An 18,304-nucleotide genomic window follows, 5' to 3' on the forward strand; every position below is an offset into this window, starting at 1 on the left:
CGGTGTTCCAACACCAACAAGACCCATCCCGATGCCCACACTCGCATCTCCCGCAGAGGCCGCGCCCAGCGCCGCACGCGCTGCGCTCCCGCCCATCCTTTGGCTCTGTCTGGCCGCCACCTGGGTGGTCTGGGGCTCGACCTATCTCGCGATCAAGTACGCACTGGTCAGCTTCGCGCCCTTTCTGCAGATGGGCTCGCGCTTCCTGTTCGCGGGCGTGCTGCTGGCCGCCTGGATGCGCTGGCGCGGCGCGGCGTGGCCCTCGCGCCTGCAATGGCGCAACGCGCTGCTGGTCGGCACCCTGATGCTGGGTGGCGGCATGGGGGGCACCGCGCACGCCGAAGTGACGATCGGCTCCGGGCTGGTGGTGGCCTTCATTGCGGTGGTGCCGCTGCTGATCGCATTGATGAACCTGGTCTGGGGCGTGAAGCCGACAGGGCTGGAAGCAGCGGGCATTGCGCTCGGGCTCGTCGGCGTGCTGATGCTCACGCAGGGCAGCGGTTTCCAGTCGTCGCCCGCGGGCCTGGTGGCCATTTCCGTCGCGTGCGTCTGCTGGTCGATGGGCAGCGTGCTGAGCCAGCGCAGCCTGCCGCTCGCGCCCGGTGCCATGGGTTTTGCGAGCGAGATGATCTGCGGCGGCGTGGTGCTGCTGGTGCTCTCCGCCCTCTCTGGTGAAGAGCTGCTGTGGCCGCCCCAGCCCGAAGCCGCTGCGGCCTGGCTGTATCTCGTGGTGTTCGGATCGCTGATCGCGTTCAACGCCTACATGGTGCTGCTCGCCAGGGCGCCCGCCGCGCTGGCGGCGAGCTACACCTTCGTCAACCCGGTGATCGCGATGCTGCTGGGCGTCTGGATCGCCAACGAGACGGTGACGCGCTTCGAGTGGTACGCGGTCGTGGTCATCCTGGCCGGGGTGCTGCTGTTGCTCTTCAAGCGTTCGGCGAAGGCGTGAGCTGCGCGCCGTTCAGGTGCCCGGACGGCGCCAGAAGGCGAGCGTGGCCGCCAGCAGCCACATGCCCGCGGCGCAGCTGCGGTTCAGCGCCTTGAGTCCGCGGCGCGAGAGCCAGCGCACGGCCTGCGTTCCGGCGGCCGCGTAGGCCAGCATCACGCAGGTGTCGAGCGCCACGAAGATCGAGCCCAGCAACAGGTATTGCGTGCCCTGAGGCTGGGAGATGTCGATGAACTGCGGCAGGAAGGCGGCAAAGAACAGCACCGTCTTGGGGTTCGACAGCGCCACCAGCAGGCTGCGCACCAGTGCGACGCGGCCGTGCGGGCGATGCTCGATGGCCGAGCTGGCCAGCGCCGTGCCGAGGTCGGTCGCTTCGCTGCGCCACAGCTTGACGCCGAGCCAGACCAGGTAGGCGACGCCGGCCACGCGGATCGCATTGAAGAGCAGCTCCGATGCGGCGAGCAGCGAACCGAGGCCGAGCGCCACCACCGCAATCAGCGTGACGCTGCCAAGCGACGCGCCGGCAATGCCCCAGCTCGCGCGGCGCATGCCGCCGTCGATGCCGTTGGACAGCGCCAGCAGCATCGTGGGTCCGGGGATCACGGCCAGTGCAAGCGAGGCGACGACGTAGATCAGCAGGGTGTCGAGTGTCATGGCTTGGCGGCGCGCGGTCGTTGCGGGGAGGCGGCACGGGCACGCGCCAGTGCGGCTTCGACGATGGACCGCTTGCGCGTGTCGGCGGCTTGCGGCTCGGCGGCGGGCGCCGCTTCCTTGTCTTGCGGCCTGCCGGCCCGGCGATGCGCGCCATGCAGCTTGTAGCGCTGCAGTGCGGCCTTGGCCTGCGCCTCGGACCAGGCTTGCCAGCCTGTGCGGCCCGGCGTTTCGGCTTCGAGCGAAATGCAGTCGACCGGGCACACCGGAATGCACAGCTCGCAACCCGTGCAGTGGGCCTCGATCACGGTGTGCATGCGCTTGTTGATGCCCACGATGGCATCGGTCGGGCAGGCGTCCAGGCAGAGCGTGCAGCCGATGCACCAGGCCTCGTCGATGACGGCCATGGCCCGCGGGCCTTCGGTGCCGAACTGCGGATCGAGCGGCAGCGGCTCGCGGCCCGTGAGCCGTGCCAGCCTGGCGATGCCTTCCGCGCCGCCGGGAGGGCATTGGTTGATTTCGGCCGTGCCATCGGCCACCGCCTGGGCGTAGCCCGCGCAATCGGGGTAGCCGCAACGCGTGCACTGCGTCTGCGGCAGTGCATCGTGGATGCGTGCGGCCAGCCCGGTCACTTCCTTCGTGCCGCGGTCTTCTTCACGGGGGCGACCGCCACCGCTTTCCTGGCTGCGACATTCTTGCGGGCTGCAGCGGTAGCCGTGCTGCGCGCCGGCTTGATCCGGTCTTCGGCCGGCAGGCTCTCGCGCGCACCGGCCCGGCGCTGCGGCTGGTCGTGGGCCGCGATGAACTTGACCACCTTGGGGTAGACCAGGTCGCGCCAGCGGCGGCCGCTGAAGATGCCGTAGTGGCCTGCGCCCTTGACTTCGTAGTGCTCGCGCTGGGCGTCGTCGATGCCGGTGCACAGGCTGTGCGCGGCCTCGGTCTGGCCGGAGCCCGAAATGTCGTCGAGCTCGCCCTCGACGGTGAGCAGGGCCGTGGAGTGGATGTCTTGCGGGCGCACGCGCTCGATCTGGCCCTTGGGGTTCTTGACGTCCCAGGTGCCGTTCACGAGATCGAACTCCTGGAACACGGCGCGGATGGTGTCCAGGTAGTAGTCGGCGTCCATGTCGAGCACCGCGTTGTACTCGTCGTAGAACTTGCGGTGGGCTTCGGCGCTCGCGTCGTCGCCCTTGATCAGGTCCTTGAAGTAGTCGTAGTGGCTGCTGGCGTGGCGGTCGGGGTTCATGGCCACGAAGCCCGTGTGCTGCAGGAAGCCGGGGTACACGCGGCGGCCTTCACCCGGGAAGCCCTGCGGCACGCGGTAGATCACGTTGTTCTCGAACCACTCGAAGCTCTTGTTCATCGCGAGGTTGTTCACCGCCGTGGGCGATTTGCGCGCGTCGATGGGGCCGCCCATCATCGTCATGGTGAGCGGCAGCTGCTCGCCGCGGCTGGCCATGAGCGACACGGCGGCCAGCACCGGCACCGTGGGCTGGCACACGCTCACCACGTGGCAGTTGCCGTACTCGGCCTGCAGCCGGCGGATGAACTCCTGCACGTAGTTGACGTAGTCGTCCAGGTGGAACTCGCCTTCCGACAGCGGCACGAGGCGCGCGTTCTTCCAGTCGGTGATGTAGACCTTGTGGTCCTGCAGCATGGTGCGCACGGTGTCGCGCAGCAGCGTGGCGTAGTGGCCCGACAGCGGCGCCACGATCAGCACCACGGGCTGGCTCTTGAGCGTCTTGAGAATGTGCGGCTCGTCGGTGAAGCGCTTGAACCGGCGCAGCTCGCAGAAAGGCTTGTCGAGCTCGACGGCCTCCTGGATCACCACGTCTTCGCCCTCGACCTTCACGGACTTGATGTTGAACTCGGGCTTCTCGTAGTCCTTGCCGAGGCGATAGAGCAGGTCGTAGCCTGCCGCCATGCGCTGGGCCATGGGCACTTGCCCCCACACGGCACCTTGGCCGAAGAGCTTGGACGCCGCTTGCGCGAAGTCCGAAAACGGTTCCATCAGGGAACGCTGGGCTTCGTAGAGTTGGTAGAGCATCGCTGGTGTTGGAGTGGGATGTTGCGGTGCAATATATCAGCGCCGGGGCGATGGCGCAGGGGGCGTTACCCCTACGTAGATCCCACCGCCGGAAGCATCGCGTGCCATGGGGTGCGAGAAAAGCGTGGTCAGGACGCTCTCTCGCACCTGCCGGCGGTCAGATGACCTTGGCGATCGACGCGCAGACGTAGTCGATGTTCTTGCTGTTGAGCGCGGCCACGCACATGCGGCCGGTGTCGGTGCCGTACACCCCGAATTCGTTGCGCAAGCGCACCATCTGCTCCTTGCCGAGGCCCGAATAGCTGAACATGCCGATCTGGGTGGTGATGAAGCTCATGTCTTCCTTCACGCCGGCGGCCTTGAGGCCGTCGACCAGCTTCTGGCGCATGGCCTTGATGCGCACGCGCATTTCGCCGAGTTCCTTCTCCCACAGGGCGCGCAGTTCGGGGTTGCCGAGCACCGCGGCCACCACGGCGCCGCCGTGGATCGGCGGGTTGCTGTAGTTGGTGCGGATCGCGATCTTGAGCTGCGAGAGGACGCGGCCGGCTTCTTCCTTGCTCTCGCACAGCACCGAGAGGGCGCCCACGCGCTCGCCGTACAGGCTGAAGCTCTTGGAGAACGAAGTCGAGACGAAGAAGGTCAGGCCGGCATCGACGAACTTGGCAACCGCCGCGCCGTCTTCCTTCAGGCCGTAGCCGAAGCCCTGGTAGGCCATGTCGAGGAAGGGCACGAGGCCCTTGGCCTTGACGGTGGCGACGACCTGGTCCCACTGTTCGGAGTTGATGTCGTAGCCCGTCGGGTTGTGGCAGCAGGCGTGCAGCACCACGACCGTGCCCGCCGGCGCCGCGTTCAGCGCCGCCAGCATGCCGCCGAAGTCGATCCCGCGCTTGGCGGCATCGTAGTAGGGGTAGCTCTCGACCTCGAAGCCCGCGTTGGTGAACAGGGCGCGGTGGTTTTCCCAGCTCGGGTCGCTGATCAGCACCTTGGCCTTGGGGTTGAGCTTCTTGAGGAAGTCGGCGCCGACCTTCAGGCCGCCGGTGCCGCCGATGGCCTGGATGGTGGCCACGCGGCCGGACTGCACGGGCTCGCTGTCGGCGCCGAACACCAGGCCCTTGACGGCGTTGTCGTACGCCACGATGCCGTCGATCGGCAGGTAGCCGCGTGCCGAGGGGGCCTTCATCATGTTCTGTTCGGCGGCCTGCACGCACTGGAGCAGGGGCAGCTTGCCGTTGTCGTCGTAATAGACGCCGACGCCGAGGTTGACCTTGCTGGGGTTGGTATCGGCTGCAAATTGCTCGTTGAGGCCGAGGATCGGGTCGCGCGGTGCCATTTCGACCGCGGTGAACATAGACATGGAAAGGTCCTTTGGGATGAAAGCTTCGCTGGCAACCGGAGAGGCTTTATGCTTTCCGGTTGCCTTGAATTTTACCGGCGCTACCGCCACCTGTCGGGAACAGCCATGCCAGAGAACAACGAAGCCATAGCAGACCTGAAGAAACTGGACCCGATCGGTCCGGCCAAGCAGGGCGAATTCATCAAGTATCCGGGCTCGCCTTTCGAGCTTTTCCAGCCCTATCCGCCGGCAGGGGACCAGCCGAAGGCGATCGACGGGCTGGTCGAGGGCGTGCTCGACGGCGAGGTGTTCCAGACGCTGCTGGGCGTGACGGGCTCCGGCAAGACCTTCACCATGGCCAACGTGATCGCCCGGCTGGGCCGGCCGGCGATCGTGTTCGCGCCCAACAAGACGCTGGCGGCGCAGCTCTACAGCGAATTCCGCGAGTTCTTCCCGAAGAACGCCGTCGAGTACTTCGTCAGCTATTACGACTACTACCAGCCCGAGGCCTACGTGCCCCAGCGCGACCTGTTCATCGAAAAGGACTCGTCGATCAACGAGCACATCGAGCAGATGCGGCTGTCGGCCACCAAGAGCGTGCTGGAGCGGCGAGACACGGTCATCGTGGCCACGGTGAGCGCCATCTACGGCATCGGCACGCCCGAGGACTACACGCAGATGCGTTTCATCATGCGGGTGGGCGACAAGATCGGCCAGCGCGACGTGATCGGGCGCCTGATCCGCATGCAGTACACCCGCAACGAGCAGGATTTCTCGCGCGGCACCTTTCGGGTGCGGGGCGACACGATCGACGTGTTCCCGGCCGAGCACAGCGAGCTTGCGATCCGCATCGAGCTGTTCGACGACGAGATCGAGTCGCTGCAGTTGTTCGATCCGCTCACGGGCCGCATCCGCCAGAAGATCCCGCGCTTCACGGTGTACCCGTCGAGCCACTACGTGACGCCCCGCGACAAGGTGCTGGGCGCGGTCGAAACCATCAAGATCGAGCTGGCCGAGCGGCTCAAGGAGTTCGTGTCCCAAGGCAAGCTGGTCGAGGCGCAGCGGCTGGAGCAGCGCACCCGTTTCGACCTCGAGATGCTGGCCGAGATCGGCCACTGCAAGGGCATCGAGAACTACACGCGGCACCTCTCCGGAGCGGCGCCCGGCGAGCCGCCGGCCACCCTGACCGACTACCTCCCGAAGGACGCGCTGATGTTCCTGGACGAGAGCCACCAGATGGTCGGCCAGCTCAGCGCCATGTACAACGGCGACCGGGCCCGCAAGACCACGCTGGTCGAATACGGCTTCCGGCTGCCGAGTGCGCTGGACAACCGGCCGCTCAAGCTGGAGGAGTTCGAGACGCGCATGCGCCAGTGCATCTTCGTTTCGGCCACGCCCGCGCAGTACGAGAAGGACCATGCCGGCAACGTAGTCGAGCAGTTGGTCCGGCCGACCGGCCTGATCGACCCCGAGGTGGAGGTGCGCCCCGCCACGCACCAGGTGGACGACGTGCTGGGCGAGATCCGCATCCGCGTCGAAAAGAACGAGCGCGTGCTGATCACCACCCTGACCAAGCGCATGGCCGAGCAGCTCACCGACTACCTGGGCGACAACGGCGTGAAGGTGCGCTACCTGCACAGCGACGTCGACACGGTCGAGCGGGTGGAAATCCTGCGCGACCTGCGCCTGGGCAGTTTCGACGTGCTGGTGGGCATCAACCTGCTGCGCGAAGGCCTGGACATTCCCGAGGTGTCGCTGGTGGCCATCCTCGATGCCGACAAGGAAGGGTTCCTGCGCGCCGAGCGTTCGCTGATCCAGACCATCGGCCGGGCGGCCCGGAACCTGAACGGCAAGGCCATCCTGTATGCCGACCGGATGACCGATTCTATGAAGAAGGCGATCGGCGAGACCGAGCGCCGTCGCGCCCGCCAGGTGGCCTACAACGAGGCCAACGGCATCACCCCGCGCAGCATCGTCAAGCAGGTGCGCGACCTGATCGACGGCGTCTACAGCGAAAAGACGGGCAAGGAAATGGCCAAGCTCGACCTGGAACGCGCCAAGGTCGAGGACATGAGCGAAAAAGACATCGCCCGGGAAATCAAGCGCCTTGAAAAGCTCATGCTCGAGCACGCCCGCAACCTCGAGTTCGAGAAGGCGGCGCGGGTGCGCGACCAGCTGGCGCTGCTGCGGGAGCAGGCATTCGGGGCTTCCGGCGGGGACAACATCGCGGTGTTGCCGTCGTAGGGCGGGGTTCCGGCTTCTTCAAGCGGTTTGCGCTGGGGTTTACCCGAGCAAACTTCAGGGCCTTCTGCTATACTTGACAGAAATACTCAACAACAAAAAAAAGAACTTCGCGATGAAGGACCGATCCCACCGGCTGGTTCACCAGCGTCAGGGGTCGGGCAGGGCGGAGACGAAGTCACCGCGGCCCCGGGCCACGGTGTCGTTTCAACGGTAAGCACTTGAAGGAGCTTGCGATGCGTCTCACTACCAAAGGCCGTTTTGCGGTCACAGCAATGATCGATCTGGCGCTGCGTCAGAACACCGGTCCGGTCACGCTGGCTGCGATCAGCCAGCGGCAGCAGATTTCCCTGTCGTATCTCGAGCAGCTGTTCGGCAAGCTTCGCCGCCACGAGCTCGTCGAGTCGACCCGCGGCCCCGGCGGCGGCTACAGCCTCGGCCGCAAGGCTGCGGATATCACCGTCGCAGACATCATTGTTTCCGTCGATGAGCCCATCGATGCCACGCAGTGCGGCGGCAAGGAAAACTGCCTCGGCGAGGCCGGCCGCTGCATGACGCACGAGCTCTGGGCCTCGCTGAACCAGCGCATGGTCGAGTTCCTTGATTCCGTCACGCTGCAGAAGCTGGTCGACGACCAGATCGCCAAGGGTGTGCAGATCGAGAACAAGCCGGTCGTCAAGCGTGCCATCTCGGCGCAGCCCGTGGTCAAGCCGATCCGCGTGAACGCGCCGAACTCGGTGTTTGCCCTCGGCAACGCATTCGCGAAGTCCTGATGCCCCGAATCGCATGCGGCGCCTGCGGGCGCCGCTGCGAAAAGCCGCCCAGATAAAGAAACAACCCCCACGCCAGCCCGAGCCAGCCATGGACGTCACTCCTCATTTCCCGATCTACCTTGATTACGGCGCGACCACGCCGGTCGACCCGCGTGTCGTCGACGCCATGATTCCCTGGTTGCGCGAACATTTCGGCAACCCGGCATCGCGCAGCCACGCCTGGGGCTGGGAGGCGGAAGAGGCGGTCGAGAAGGCGCGCGGCCAGGTGGCCGAGCTGATCAATGCGGACCCCCGCGAGATCGTCTGGACCTCCGGCGCCACCGAGTCGATCAACCTGGCACTGAAGGGTGCGGCGCACTTCTACAAGGGCAAGGGCAAGCACCTGATCACGCTGAAGACCGAGCACAAGGCCGTGCTCGACACCATGCGTGAACTCGAGCGCCAAGGCTTCGAAGTCACTTACCTCGATGTCGAGGAAAACGGCCTCGTCGACCTCGGCAAGTTCAAGGCGGCGATCCGCCCCGACACCATCGTGGCCAGCGTGCTGTTCGTGAACAACGAAATCGGCGTGATCCAGGATGTGGTGGCGCTCGGCAACGCATGCCGCGAAAAGGGCGTGATCTTCCACGTCGATTCGGCCCAGGCCACCGGCAAGGTCGAGATCGACATCACCAAGCTGCCCATCGACCTGATGAGCCTGGCATCGCACAAGACCTACGGTCCCAAGGGCATCGGTGCCCTGTACGTGCGCCGCAAGCCGCGCATTCGCCTCGAAGCGCAAATGCACGGCGGCGGCCATGAGCGCGGCATGCGCTCGGGCACCTTGCCCACGCACCAGATCGTCGGCATGGGCGAGGCCTATCGCATCGCCAAGCTCGAGATGAAGGATGACATCGCCCATGCGCGCCGCCTGCAGCAACGCCTGCTCGATGGCCTGAAGGACGTGGAGCAGGTCTTCATCAACGGCGACCTCGAGCAGCGCGTGCCGCACAACCTGAACATGAGCTTCAACTACGTCGAAGGCGAGTCGCTGATCATGGGCATCAAGGGCCTGGCGGTGTCGTCGGGTTCGGCCTGCACGTCGGCCAGCCTGGAGCCCAGCTATGTGCTGCGCGCCCTGGGCCGCAGCGACGAGCTGGCCCACAGCAGCCTTCGCATGACCATCGGCCGTTTCACGACCGAGGAAGAAATCGACTACGCCATCTCGACCATCAAGCACAACGTCGCCAAGCTGCGCGAGCTGAGCCCCCTCTGGGAGATGTTCCAGGACGGCGTCGACATCAGCACGATCCAGTGGTCGGCCCACTGACGCATCGGCGTACTGGCCCACCAGCGCTCCACGATTTGAACAAAGTTTGAGAGGTACACCATGGCATATTCATCCAAGGTCATCGACCACTACGAAAATCCACGCAACGTCGGCTCCTTCGAAAAGGGCGACGATTCGGTCGGCACCGGCATGGTCGGCGCACCGGCCTGCGGCGACGTCATGAAGCTGCAGATCAAGGTCAACCCCGAAACCGGCGTGATCGAAGACGCGCGCTTCAAGACCTACGGTTGCGGCTCCGCCATCGCCTCGTCGTCGCTCGTGACCGAATGGGTCAAGGGCAAGACGCTGGACGAAGCGGCTGCGCTCAAGAACGCGCAGATCGCCGAAGAGCTGGCGCTGCCGCCCGTCAAGATCCACTGCTCGATCCTGGCCGAGGACGCCATCAAGGCCGCCGTGAACGACTACAAGGCCAAGCACGGCGCCAAGACGGCGCAAGCCGAGCCGGCAGTCCACTGACATGGCCGTCACGTTGACCGAAGCCGCTGCGCGCCATGTGACCCGCTACCTCGGCAAGCGGGGCAAGGGCGTGGGTGTGCGGCTGGGCGTGAAGACCACCGGTTGCTCGGGGCTGGCCTACAAGCTCGAGTACGTGGACGAGTTCACGCCCGAGGACGTGGTGTTCGAGGATCACGGCGTCAAGGTGCTGGTCGATCCGAAGAGCCTCGCCTACATCGACGGCACGCAGCTCGACTTCGTGCGCGAAGGCCTGAACGAAGGCTTCAAGTTCATCAACCCGAACGAACGCGACCGTTGCGGCTGCGGGGAAAGCTTTCGCATCTGACGCGCCGTCGCTGAGCGCGACAACAGCCGCCACCATGTCATGTGCTGGCGGTTTTTTCATGCCATGAACCTGAACGACACCGACTTCCAACTGTTCGCCGTCCCCGCGACGTTCGCGCAGGACCGCGCCGCGCTCGACGCGCGCTGGAAAGAGCTGCAGCGCGAGGCCCACCCGGACCGCTTTGCCGCGCAGGGCGCCGCGGCGCAGCGCGTGGCCATGCAGTGGTCGGTGCGCATCAACGAGGCCTACCAGCGGCTGAAGGACCCGATCCGGCGCGCGAGCTACATCTGTGAGCTCCACGGCGCGCCGCTGAATGCCGAGCACAACACGGCCATGCCGCCGGAATTCCTGATGCAGCAGATGGCATGGCGCGAGGAGCTGGACGACGCCGAGGACGTCGCGGCGATCGAGAAGCTGCAGGCCGAGGTCGAAGCCGGCCGCGCGCGCGCGCTGTCGTCGCTCGACTGGCTGATCGACGAGAAGGGGGACTATCCCGCCGCCGCGCAGCAGGTGAGAGCCCTCATGTTCATTGAGCGTTTCGGACAGGACGTCGAAGCCAGGTTCGACCAGTTGGGACAATAGGCTTCATACATATGGCTCTTCTACAGATTTCAGAACCCGGCCAGGCGCCCGATCCGCATCAGCGCCGCATTGCCGTGGGCATCGACCTCGGCACCACGCATTCGCTGGTTGCCGCGGTGCGCAACGGCGTGGCTGAGTGCCTGCCCGACGACCAGGGCCGCGTGCTGCTGCCCTCGGCCGTGCGCTACCTCGAAGGCGACCGCCGGCAGATCGGCTTCGACGCCGTGGCGGCACGCGGACAGGACCCTGCCAACACCATCACCTCGGTCAAGCGGCTCATGGGCCGTGGCCTTTCCGACATCTCGAACCGCGAAGCGATGTCGTATCACGTCGAGGGCAGCGACGGCGGCATGGTGAAGGTGCAGACCCTCGCTGGCCTGAAGTCGCCGGTCGAGATCAGCGCCGAAATCCTTGCCACGCTGCGCTTTCGCGCCGAAGACACCTTCGACGACGAGCTCTACGGCGCGGTGATCACCGTGCCGGCCTACTTCGACGAAGGCCAGCGCCAGGCCACCAAGGACGCCGCGCAGCTCGCGGGCCTCAACGTGCTGCGGCTGATCAGCGAACCGACGGCCGCCGCCATTGCCTATGGCCTGGACAACGCGAGCGAGGGTGTCTACGCCGTTTACGACCTGGGCGGCGGCACCTTCGACATCTCGATCCTGCGTCTCACGCAGGGCGTGTTCGAAGTGATCGCCACGGGTGGAGATTCGGCCCTGGGCGGCGACGACTACGACCACGCGCTGGCCGACTTCGTGCTCGCGCAAACCGGCCTGAAGGCCGGCGGCGACAACGACAAGGCCGCGATGCTCGTGGCCGCCCGCGCCGCGAAAGAGGCATTGACCGACAGCGAATCGACCACGTTCTGCGCTGAGCTGGCAAGCCAGGCGCTTCGATTCGAACTGGGGCGCGATCAGTTCGATGCCGCCACGAGGCCGCTCACCGACCGCACGATTGCCGCGGTTCGCAAGGCGCTGCGAGACGCCAGGCTCAAGCCCGACGACCTGAAGGGCATCGTGCTGGTCGGCGGCTCCACGCGCATGCCGCAGGTCCGCCGTGCCGTGGCCGGTTTCTTCGGACGCGAGCCCCTGGTCAACCTCAACCCCGACGAAGTGGTGGCCCTCGGCGCGGCCATCCAGGCCAACCAGCTGGCCGGCAACAACGGCGCTGGCGACCTGCTGCTGCTCGACGTGATTCCACTCTCGCTCGGCATCGAGACCATGGGCGGTCTGGTCGAGCGCATCGTGCCGCGCAACCAGACCATCCCCACTGCGATGGCGCAGGACTTCACCACCTACCAGGACGGCCAGACCGCCCTTGCGCTGCACGTGGTGCAGGGTGAGCGCGACCTGGTCGCCGACTGCCGCAGCCTTGCGCGCTTCACGTTGCGTGGCATTCCGCCGATGGCGGCCGGTGCCGCACGCATCCGCGTGACCTTCACCGTCGATGCCGATGGCCTGCTGAGCGTCAGCGCCAAAGAGCAGGGCAGCGGCGTCGAGGCCAGCGTCACCGTCAAGCCTTCGTACGGGCTTTCGGACGACCAGATCGCGACCATGCTGCAGGAGAGCTTTTCCACCGCGCAGCAGGACATGCAGGCGCGTGCGCTCGTCGAGGCCCGCGTCGATGCCGAACGCATGCTGCTTGCCACGCAGAGCGCGCTCGATGCCGACGGCGACCTGCTCGAAGCGCAAGAGCGCGCCGCCATCGATGCATCGATGGCGCGGCTGCGCGAAGCCGCGAAAGGCAGCAACGAAGCGGCGGCCATCGAAGCGGCCACCAAGGCCCTGGCCAACGACACCGAAGCCTTTGCCGCCCAGCGCATGAACGCGGGCATTGCACGCGCGTTGTCGGGCCGCAAGGTCGAATCCCTCTAAGAACAACATGCCCACCATCAAGATATTTCCGCATCCCGAGTACTGCCCCGAGGGTGCAGAAATCAAGGCCCCGGCAGGCACTTCGATCTGCGAGGCACTGCTGGACAACCACATCGACATCGAGCATGCGTGCGAGATGAGCTGCGCCTGCACCACCTGCCACGTCATCGTGCGCCAGGGGTTCAGCTCGCTGAACGAAGCCGAGGAGGGCGAGGAAGACCTGCTGGACCGCGCCTGGGGCCTGGAGCCACAATCGCGCCTCAGCTGCCAGGCCATCCTGGCGCAGGAAGACGTGACGATCGAGATTCCCAAGTACTCGATCAACCACGCCAAGGAAAACCACTGATGTCGCGCCAGATCGTCCTCGACACCGAAACCACCGGCCTTTCCGCCGAGAACGGCGACCGCGTCATCGAGCTGGGCTGCGTGGAGCTGTTTGCGCGCAAGCTCACCGGCAACGACCTGCACATCTACTTCAACCCCGAGCGCGAGAGCCATGAAGACGCGCTCAAGGTGCACGGCCTGACGACCGACTTCCTGCGCGACAAGCCGAAGTTCGCCACCCTGGCCGGCGACATCGTCGAGTACTTGCGCGGCGCCGAACTGATCATCCACAACGCGGCCTTCGACGTCGGCTTTCTCAACAAGGAGCTCGAGTTGGCTGGCCTGCCGCCGCTGCGCACCTTCGTCGGCGAAGTGACCGACACGCTGGCCATGGCCAAGCAGGTCTATCCGGGCAAGCGCAATTCGCTCGATGCGCTGTGCGATCGCTTCGGCGTCGATCGCTCGAACCGCACCTTCCACGGTGCCAAGCTCGACGCCCAGCTGCTGGCCGACGTCTACATCAACCTGACGCGCGGGCAGGATGCGCTCCTGATCGACGTGTCGTCCAACGAGCCGGCGCCGGGCAGCACCGTGGTGACCATCGACCTCAGCCAGTTCGACCTGCCGGTCATCCTGGCAGGCGAGCAGGAGTTGGCCGCGCATGAAGCGCTGTTGTCGCAGCTCGACAAATCGAGCAACGGACGCACGCTCTTTCGCCAATTCGGCTGAAATGCTGTGGCATAATCAAAGGCTTCGCGCAACGCGATTAATTCCGGGGCACTGCACTTGCAGCGCCAAGGGGTTTGCAGGGCGGTTAGCTCAGGGGTAGAGCACAGCATTCACACTGCTGGGGTCGGAGGTTCGAAACCTCCACCGCCCACCAATTTCCTCGAAAATGAATCAGCGACTTGGATTGCCCAAGTCGCTTTTTGTTTTGTGCGCCGCAAGTGCTCGGCGGTGGGGTGGGCGGGCTCGACTGTCGGCCCGTGCCGACGCCCACTGTCGCCTCGCACCTGCGCAATTTCCTGGCGGAGCGCGTACACGACAGGGAAGGAGACTCCCCATGGCCACTCATCCCGACATTCCGCCCGACCTGCCCGTGGAACCCGACGAAGGACCGAGCACGCCGCCGGACGATCCGACCGATCCCGAACCGCCTCCCACCACCTCGTGAACAGGCGCGCGAGCCGCGATAAGCTCGCGCGATGGATGAACTTGATTGCGCCGTCATCGGCGGCGGAGTGGTGGGCCTGGCCGTGGCACGCGCGTTGGCGCTGGCCGGCCGGGAGGTGGTGGTGCTGGAGGCGGAAGGTGCCATCGGGACGGGCACGAGTTCGCGCAACAGCGAGGTGATCCACGCGGGCATCTACTACCCTCAAGGCTCGCTCAAGGCGCGCCTTTGTGTCGAGGGCAAGCAGATGCTCTACGCCTACGCGGCAGAGCGGGGCGTGCCGCACCGTCGCTGCGGCAAGCTCATCGTGGCGACCTCGCCCGGGCAGGTCGGCGAGCTCGAGAGCATCCGCGCCAAGGCGGCCGCCAATGGCGTCGACGATCTCGTGCTGCTGACCTCCCAACAGGTCAAGGCGATGGAGCCGCAACTGCATTGTGAGGCGGCGCTGCATTCGCCAAGCACCGGCATCGTCGACAGCCACGCGCTCATGCTGAGCCTGCTGGGCGACATGGAAAATGCCGGCGGCATGCTGGCGCTCAAATCTCCCGTCGCGCGGGCCGAGTGCGGCGCGGACGGCATCGTTCTCGTCGCGGGCGACGGAACCGCGTTGCGCTGCCACAGCGTGGTCAATGCCGCGGGCCTCGGCGCTCCCGACCTTGCCAGGCGATTCGATGGCCTGCCCGCCGTGGCCATTCCCAACGCCTACTTCGCCAAGGGCAACTATTTCACCCTGGCGGGCCGCGCGCCGTTCAGCCGGCTCGTCTACCCGGTGCCCGAGCCCGGCGGCTTGGGCGTGCACCTGACGATCGACCTGGGCGGCCAGGCCAAGTTCGGGCCCGACGTGCAGTGGGTGCAGTCGGCCGGCGACCTGGTGGTGGACCCGGCACGCGGCGATGGTTTCTATGCCGAGGTGCGCAAGTATTGGCCCGCCTTGCCCGACGGCGCACTGATCCCGGGCTACGCCGGCATGCGGCCCAAGATTTCGGGCCCGGGCGAAGCGGCGCGCGACTTCATGATCGACGGACCCGCATCGCATGGCGTACGCGGGCTGGTCAATCTCTTCGGCATCGAGTCGCCGGGGCTCACGAGCAGCCTGGCCATCGGTCGCTACGTGGCCGACCTGCTCGACGGCCGCTGATGCAAGAGCCAACGCGAGTCCGCATGCGCAAGTCTGCAGAACTGTCTCGCACGAGGGGCTTTTGTGCCTGTAACATGACACCACGCCATTTGCTGGCGTGAAGCCGCCGGCGCGGTGCCGGTGTCATCACGGAGGAAAGATTCCAATGAGTGCATCCAACAACATCGAAGCGGCAGCCGAAGACATCGCGAGCGACGTGCGCGGCGTGCTGGCCAGCAAGGACCTGGATTCGGTTCCCCACATCAAGGCGCTGCGCCAACGCATCGACACCAAGCTCGCCATCGCGCGCGAGCTCGCGGCAGAAAAAAGCAAGCTCGCAGCCCAGAAGGCCCGTGAAGCGGCCAACAGCGCCAACGCCTACGCCCATGACGAGCCGTGGCAGATCGCCGGTGCAGCCCTGGCCGTTGGCGTGCTGGTGGGTTTGCTGCTTGGCCGCCGCTGACCTGAACGTACACCGCCGCATCGTCCCTCGCCGAGCGGGAGCCGGCGCATGAGGTTGCTGTCCTTGTTCGGGCTCGATGCCCGCTTGCGGCGGCTGCGCATTGCCGCGGGCGAAGGCGCGTTGGCGGCGGAAGACCGCGTGCAACTCCTGCGCATGGCGTGGGAGGACGAGAAGCAGCGCCTCAAGCTGATGCTCGTGCTGGTGATTGCCGTGCTCGGGCTCACCACGGTGGCGGTGGCATTGCTGTCGATGGCCGTGGTGGTGCATTTCTGGGAAACGCCTCACCGCATCATGGCGGCGTGGGTGGTGGCCGGCGTGTGGATCCTGCTCTGGCTGGGAGCCGCATTGGGCCTGTACATGAGCCTTCGCAATGCATCGGGCAGCTTCGATCCGGCGCGGCGAGAGTTCGAACGCGACTGGGAATGGGTTCAGGACAGCTTCGGGTTCGGCAAGGATCCGGACCAGGACGCAGAAGCGCCACGCCCGCCGCGGCCCGCCACGCGCGAGGAACTGCTCGCGCGCATGGAGCGCCAGCGCGAACGCATCGCGACGATGCAGGGGGGGCGCGCGGCGCAGCAGCCGGCCGGTGCGCCGGGTGGCGCTTCGTCCGAAGCGCCTCCGGCCGACGAATCGGCCTCCGCCGCGGCTTTGCGCATTGCCAGGGAGCATCCGGTGGCCACCGGCGTCGTTGCCGCGGTGGCCATGGTGGTGATCCGGCCCCGGCGGCTGCTGCGCTGGGCCGCACTCATTGCGCCGGTGCTCTGGCGCATGCGCTGAAGAGAGAAGAAAAACGAAAGAGGCTCAGGCGGCGCTGCGGCCTTGCTGCAGCAACGCCTGTGCCGCTTCCCGCACCAGCGCCGGGCCGCGGTAGATGAGGCCGGTGTAGATCTGCACCACGTCGGCGCCCGCCTCGATCTTGGCCTTGGCATCCGCCGCGCTCAGGACCCCGCCCACCCCGATGATCGGAAAAGCCGCACCCAGGGCAGCCCGCAGCTGTGCGATCACGCGGTTGCTGGCTTCGCGCACCGGGGCGCCGGACAAGCCGCCCGCTTCGCCGGCATGCGGCAGGCCCGCCACCGCGTCGCGCGCGAGCGTGGTGTTGGTGGCAATCACACCATCCATGCCGTGGCGCTGCAGCGTGGCGGCAATCACCGCGACCTGGCCTTCGTCGAGGTCGGGCGCGATCTTCACGAACAGCGGCACGCGCCGGCCGCCGCGTTCGGCAAGCGCCTGGCGCCGCTCGGCCATGGCGCCGAGCAGCGCGTCGAGGGCCTCGTCGCTCTGCAGCGTGCGCAGGTTGGCGGTATTGGGGCTCGAGATGTTGATGGTCACGTAGTCGGCATGCGCATACACGCCGTCAAGGCAGGCCAGGTAGTCGTCCACCGCACGCTCGATGGGCGTGGTGGCGTTCTTTCCGATGTTGAGCCCGAGCAGCATGGGCTTCCTGCCGGTGCCGCCCGCGTTCTTGCGGAAGCGCGCCTTCTGCACGTTGGCGAGGAAGGCATCGAGCCCTTCGTTGTTGAAGCCGAGCCGGTTGATGAGCGCGTCGCGCTGCGGCAGGCGGAACATGCGCGGCTTGGGATTGCCAGGCTGCGCTTTGGGCGTGACGGTACCGACCTCGACAAAGCCGAAGCCCATGGCGGCAAAGGCGTCGATGCAGCGCGCGTTCTTGTCGAGCCCGGCCGCCAGGCCCACGCGATTCGGAAATTGCAGTCCTGCGAGCGTGACCGGATCGTCCACGCGCGGCGCCGCATAGGCGCAGGCGAGCGGGGTGTTCTGCGTGCGGGCCAGGCCGTCGAGCGTGAGTTCGTGGGCATGCTCCGGGTCGAAGCCGAACAGGAAAGGCCGGGCCAGGCCGTAGAGCGAAGAGGGGAGCAGGGGCATCGGATAATTCTCGACTTCAATGAGCCAAGGATTCTCCGCGATGACAGCACCCGTTTCTCCTTCTTCCGTACCTGGCGATGGCGCCACCGGCGCGATCTCCAAGGACGAGCTCAAGGCCCAGGTCGGCCGGGCGGCGCTGGCCTATGTGGCGAAAGGCGAGATCGTCGGCGTGGGCACCGGCTCGACCGTGAACAAATTCATCGACGCGCTGGCGACGATCAAGGACCAGATCAAGGGTGCGGTGTCCAGCTCGGTGGCTTCGACCGAGCGCCTGCGCGCGCTCGGCATTCCGGTGTTCGACAGCAACGAGGTCGAGGAACTGGGGGTCTACATCGACGGTGCCGACGAGATCGACCACCACGGCTTCATGGTGAAGGGCGGCGGCGCGGCGCTCACGCGCGAAAAGATCGTGGCCGCGCAGTCGCGCCGTTTCGTCTGCATTGCCGATGCGTCCAAGCTGGTCGATGTGCTGGGCGCGTTTCCGCTGCCGGTGGAGGTGATTCCGATGGCGGCGCGCCGGGTCATGCGGCAGTTCGAAGCCATGGGCGGCATCGCGCAGGTGCGGGAGAAAGACGGCCTGCCGCTGGTGACCGACAACGGCCAGCACATCGTCGACGTCACGGGGCTGCGGATCAGCGATCCGCTCGCGTTCGAATCCGAGGTGAGCCAATGGCCCGGCGTGGTCACGGTCGGCGTGTTCGCGCACCAGAAAGCCCACGTGTGCCTGCTCGGCACCGCTTCCGGCGTGCAAACGCTTCGTTTCGACTGAAGCAAGCCCGCCGGCAAAGGC

At 66.4% G+C, this 18,304-nt stretch carries 20 protein-coding genes and 1 tRNA gene; 16 read left to right on the plus strand and 5 right to left on the minus strand.

Annotation, left to right across the window (positions count from 1 at the left end):
• The first annotated feature begins 31 nt into the window (after positions 1–31).
• The gene (gene yedA, locus ABID97_RS13970; RefSeq protein WP_354399064.1) at positions 32–949 is read left to right on the plus strand and encodes a drug/metabolite exporter YedA; all 918 of its coding nucleotides are present in this window, start codon (positions 32–34) and stop codon (positions 947–949) included.
• Positions 950–961: 12 nt separating this feature from the next.
• Here yedA and ABID97_RS13975 read toward each other — a convergent pair whose 3' ends face one another.
• The 4 genes from ABID97_RS13975 to ABID97_RS13990 form a co-directional block, all read right to left on the minus strand.
• Positions 962–1,600 (minus strand): LysE family translocator, encoded by a 639-nt coding sequence (locus tag ABID97_RS13975; protein WP_354399065.1) that lies wholly within the window; start codon positions 1,598–1,600, stop codon positions 962–964.
• On the minus strand, positions 1,597–2,229 hold the full coding sequence (locus ABID97_RS13980; RefSeq protein ID WP_354399066.1) for an RnfABCDGE type electron transport complex subunit B: 633 nt from the start codon (positions 2,227–2,229) through the stop codon (positions 1,597–1,599). Before ABID97_RS13980 ends, ABID97_RS13975 begins: the two co-directional genes overlap by 4 nt.
• Entirely contained in the window at positions 2,226–3,641 is a 1,416-nt protein-coding gene (locus tag ABID97_RS13985) for a polyhydroxyalkanoate depolymerase (protein WP_354399067.1), read from the minus strand. The genes ABID97_RS13980 and ABID97_RS13985 overlap by 4 nt, the downstream gene beginning before the upstream one ends.
• A 157-nt stretch (positions 3,642–3,798) precedes the next feature.
• Complete coding sequence (locus ABID97_RS13990) at positions 3,799–4,995, minus strand: amino acid aminotransferase (RefSeq protein ID WP_354399068.1); 1,197 nt, start codon at positions 4,993–4,995, stop codon at positions 3,799–3,801.
• 105 nt (positions 4,996–5,100) lie between these two features.
• Between ABID97_RS13990 and uvrB the strand changes: the two genes are divergently transcribed.
• The 14 genes from uvrB (at position 5,101) to ABID97_RS14060 (ending at position 16,407) form a co-directional block, all read left to right on the plus strand.
• Complete coding sequence (gene uvrB / locus ABID97_RS13995; RefSeq protein ID WP_354399069.1) at positions 5,101–7,218, plus strand: excinuclease ABC subunit UvrB; 2,118 nt, start codon at positions 5,101–5,103, stop codon at positions 7,216–7,218.
• A 233-nt stretch (positions 7,219–7,451) separates the two neighbouring features.
• Positions 7,452–7,988: a Fe-S cluster assembly transcriptional regulator IscR gene (gene iscR / locus ABID97_RS14000; protein WP_007828186.1), complete on the plus strand. Its 537-nt coding sequence runs from the start codon at positions 7,452–7,454 to the stop codon at positions 7,986–7,988.
• Positions 7,989–8,076: 88 nt separating this feature from the next.
• Positions 8,077–9,297 (plus strand): IscS subfamily cysteine desulfurase, encoded by a 1,221-nt coding sequence (locus tag ABID97_RS14005; protein WP_354399070.1) that lies wholly within the window; start codon positions 8,077–8,079, stop codon positions 9,295–9,297.
• 60 nt (positions 9,298–9,357) lie between these two features.
• Positions 9,358–9,774, plus strand: a complete 417-nt coding sequence (iscU, locus tag ABID97_RS14010; RefSeq protein WP_354399071.1) for a Fe-S cluster assembly scaffold IscU — start codon at positions 9,358–9,360, stop codon at positions 9,772–9,774.
• 1 nt (position 9,775) lies between these two features.
• Complete coding sequence (gene iscA, locus ABID97_RS14015) at positions 9,776–10,099, plus strand: iron-sulfur cluster assembly protein IscA (protein ID WP_007828190.1); 324 nt, start codon at positions 9,776–9,778, stop codon at positions 10,097–10,099.
• Between the two features lie 63 nt (positions 10,100–10,162).
• Positions 10,163–10,681, plus strand: coding sequence for a Fe-S protein assembly co-chaperone HscB (gene hscB / locus ABID97_RS14020; RefSeq protein ID WP_354399072.1), 519 nt, complete (start codon positions 10,163–10,165; stop codon positions 10,679–10,681).
• 11 nt (positions 10,682–10,692) lie between these two features.
• On the plus strand, positions 10,693–12,555 hold the full coding sequence (hscA, locus tag ABID97_RS14025) for a Fe-S protein assembly chaperone HscA (protein WP_354399073.1): 1,863 nt from the start codon (positions 10,693–10,695) through the stop codon (positions 12,553–12,555).
• 7 nt (positions 12,556–12,562) lie between these two features.
• The gene (fdx, locus tag ABID97_RS14030) at positions 12,563–12,901 is read left to right on the plus strand and encodes an ISC system 2Fe-2S type ferredoxin (protein ID WP_354399074.1); all 339 of its coding nucleotides are present in this window, start codon (positions 12,563–12,565) and stop codon (positions 12,899–12,901) included.
• Positions 12,901–13,608: a DNA polymerase III subunit epsilon gene (dnaQ, locus tag ABID97_RS14035; RefSeq protein WP_354399075.1), complete on the plus strand. Its 708-nt coding sequence runs from the start codon at positions 12,901–12,903 to the stop codon at positions 13,606–13,608. Before fdx ends, dnaQ begins: the two co-directional genes overlap by 1 nt.
• Positions 13,609–13,687: 79 nt before the next feature.
• Positions 13,688–13,762: transfer RNA gene (locus ABID97_RS14040), tRNA-Val, on the plus strand.
• Between the two features lie 180 nt (positions 13,763–13,942).
• Positions 13,943–14,053, plus strand: a complete 111-nt coding sequence (locus tag ABID97_RS14045; protein WP_082517415.1) for a stereocilin — start codon at positions 13,943–13,945, stop codon at positions 14,051–14,053.
• A 31-nt stretch (positions 14,054–14,084) separates the two neighbouring features.
• Positions 14,085–15,188: an NAD(P)/FAD-dependent oxidoreductase gene (locus ABID97_RS14050; protein WP_354399076.1), complete on the plus strand. Its 1,104-nt coding sequence runs from the start codon at positions 14,085–14,087 to the stop codon at positions 15,186–15,188.
• 145 nt (positions 15,189–15,333) lie between these two features.
• Positions 15,334–15,630, plus strand: a complete 297-nt coding sequence (locus ABID97_RS14055) for a glycine zipper domain-containing protein (protein WP_055796254.1) — start codon at positions 15,334–15,336, stop codon at positions 15,628–15,630.
• Between the two features lie 48 nt (positions 15,631–15,678).
• On the plus strand, positions 15,679–16,407 hold the full coding sequence (locus ABID97_RS14060; RefSeq protein ID WP_354399077.1) for a phage holin family protein: 729 nt from the start codon (positions 15,679–15,681) through the stop codon (positions 16,405–16,407).
• 24 nt (positions 16,408–16,431) lie between these two features.
• On the opposite strand, the gene ABID97_RS14065 is transcribed toward ABID97_RS14060, so the two are convergent.
• Entirely contained in the window at positions 16,432–17,514 is a 1,083-nt protein-coding gene (locus tag ABID97_RS14065) for a quinone-dependent dihydroorotate dehydrogenase (protein WP_354399078.1), read from the minus strand.
• A 40-nt stretch (positions 17,515–17,554) separates the two neighbouring features.
• Here ABID97_RS14065 and rpiA point away from each other — a divergent pair, with 40 nt between their 5' ends.
• Entirely contained in the window at positions 17,555–18,283 is a 729-nt protein-coding gene (gene rpiA / locus ABID97_RS14070; protein WP_354399079.1) for a ribose-5-phosphate isomerase RpiA, read from the plus strand.
• Positions 18,284–18,304: the final 21 nt, after the last annotated feature.

Origin of the sequence: Variovorax sp. OAS795, from assembly GCF_040546685.1 — a bacterium.
GTDB lineage: Bacteria > Pseudomonadota > Gammaproteobacteria > Burkholderiales > Burkholderiaceae_C > Variovorax.